The sequence below is a fragment of the Dysgonomonas sp. 520 genome (assembly GCF_010501095.1).
Lineage (GTDB): Bacteria > Bacteroidota > Bacteroidia > Bacteroidales > Dysgonomonadaceae > QVMP01.
Window position 1 is genome coordinate 1 of record NZ_QVMP01000045.1, and the last position, 2,580, is coordinate 2,580.

Here is a 2,580-nt window from a genome sequence, read left to right on the forward strand (position 1 = left end):
TTCTTCCTCGAAACTCCTTCCTCGAAAATGTGGAGAATAACGGATTCGAACCGTTTTACTTGAACCACTATCACAATAATTGTATAGCTTTCAATTCCCTTTCAGTACTTATTTTTTCGCGCCCCCTCTCTCGGTAAGCGGATGCAAAGATAGGTATTTTTATTTTCGCTCCAAATTTTTGCGTTACTTTTTTACACTCCCTTTTGCATGATTATCTTCTTTCGCCAATCTTTCTTTCTATATATTAATTGTTTAAGGGCATTATTTTTTTTAAAAAAAAATAGCAAAAAACTTATTTTACTTTTATACCACATCGTTTTTCCGACCCGAAAAGTTACAAATCAGAATCTGATATGGTGCGATGACTCCTACTCCTCGACACATAATATATGTAAACAGTTAGCAGAATAAATGTAAACAATGTGACATAAAAACTATATTTCTGAATAAATGTCCCTTCAAAATCTACATTCACTTCTCCTTTGCCATTTATGGATAATTCTACCAATCCCATTTTGCTTTCAGCAATCGGCACTTCTTTGCCATTGAAGGTGGCTTCGTATCCTTTATATAGAAACAATGGAACCATTATGCTATCGACCTGAGATTTTGTATCAATATGGAACCGTATATTACTTTTTTCATGAACGTAGTTCGATATTTCTGTTTCTTCATGCTGGCATATAACCTCGTCTTTTCTCCGGTCTATCCTTTCCCAAAAACTAAATGTATAATAAACGTACTTGGCCGGCACATACTCGAAGCTACCCAAGTTAAAATTATTCGACATTTTGGCTACCGGTGTTGCTCCTTTCAGAAAATGTGAATTACGAAAGTTATATGCATTGATAGATATTATTGTTATAGTTGCTATAAAAATAACACTTCCGGCCAACACTTTCCGTTTTTTTGTGGTTGCCAGACTTACAACATACGTAGCTCCTGCCACAGCAAAAAAGAATGTCACATACTCAAACAAACGCCAGGGAAATTGAATATCTTTTAATAAGTTCAGCGGAAATCGCCCCCACGGCGCCAGCTTGGTTGTAAATAGAACAAACACAAAACCTATCAGCAAGGAGTAATCTGCCATTCGTATTTTCTCGTTCTTTTCTTTAACAAACAACCTCAACGCTATCAGAATGGTCAGTATAAATCCGCATCCTTGATCCCACATATAATATGTCGTATTCTTATCTTCAACTTTAAGCCCTACAAAAAAGGCTTGCAATGTTTCCAACAACCCCAGCTTATGTTGTCCCGGCGGATTTATTTCATTTTGATATTTTAAGAAAAAGTCCATATAGCTCAATTGCTCCAGCAATGGCAATATCTCATATACCGACAATAAAACAACTACTATTCCCGCTTTGACGAAAGCATAAATTCTTTCTTTTTCTTTAAATAAACACTTGTAGTTGAATATTACAAATACGAATAATGTGAGAATAGTAAAAACCGACGTAATAAGATGGCTCAAAACTAACAATCCAAGACCAATTGACAATATATACCATTTTTTATAATTGCCCCGTATTATTTCATAAGCTCCCCAAGCTATAATCGGTATAAAAATATACGACAACGTTTCGCCAAAGGCCATTCGCAACTGAAGGGCTATCAAGCGGAAGTAGGCTGTGGTGACCAGTAGGCTGCCAGATAGCCGATATGCCTCGACTTAAAAATCTTATTCGTTGCAATGTAGGTAAAGTATCCACACAAGAAGACGGCAAAAAACACGAATAGCTTATATGCCAATACAATATTGGTAGCCATTGCCACCAATGCTATTGGAATCAGTAAAAAATCGGAATAAAACCACTTTGTGCCATAGCCATAACCATTAGCTGCGGTAGAATCTATATAAACCGGAAAGGTTCCGTCTTCGATGGCATCCATCAAAGATTGAATCCTGTTGTAATGGAAAAACGCATCATATCCGTGATACAGCTTATTTTCCGGCTGGTAAATAAACACTATGAATACCGAGAAAAACAATAAAACCGAAAGAAAAAAATACCATTCTTTCTTTTTTGCAAAATCTATGTTTGATGATATCATCCCCATTTGTATTACTTCGCCCCCCGCAAAGATATAAAAATATGATAACCTGTGATGTATTTGGAAAATAAAAGATAACTACTTGATATTATGGTTCGATAAAAATCAAGGGGCCTGCAAACCGATTGTTGCAAGCCCCCTTCCGAATAAAGTTCTACTTCTTATAAATAGAAATGAGAATCGGTAGTTGAGTTTATTATAACAAAAACGTTCAATTGCATTAGTCATTTCTCGTGACTCGGCATAGCCTAAGTAAACTTGGCTCTGCTCTCGCTACTTGAAATGTTCATTTTGTCTTGACACAAAACGAACCAAAAAGTCAAGGCTTAGCTTCTCGGCGACCCGTTACAAGCTTACAGGCTAAATTGAAAAAACTCGCTTCGCTCAAACAACTTTCAATTTTACGCCTTGTTTCGCTTAACGTGTCCCCGCCTACGAAGCAGATGCCGTTCTGCCTGACGGGTGTAAACGTGACATTTGGCTAATTGACGGGGTACCCACACAGCGCAGATAAGCGAC

General features: G+C 37.1%; 2 protein-coding genes. Both read right to left on the minus strand.

The annotated features are described in order from the left end of the window. Window positions 1–334: 334 nt before the first annotated feature. Window positions 335–1,603 (minus strand): YfhO family protein, encoded by a 1,269-nt coding sequence (locus D0T56_RS16190; RefSeq protein WP_163321209.1) that lies wholly within the window; start codon window positions 1,601–1,603, stop codon window positions 335–337. Window positions 1,604–1,620: 17 nt separating this feature from the next. Beyond that, window positions 1,621–2,061 carry a hypothetical protein gene (locus D0T56_RS16195; RefSeq protein ID WP_221412368.1) on the minus strand — a complete coding sequence of 147 codons (441 nt, stop codon included), beginning with the start codon at window positions 2,059–2,061 and terminating at the stop codon, window positions 1,621–1,623. Window positions 2,062–2,580 lie beyond the last annotated feature (519 nt).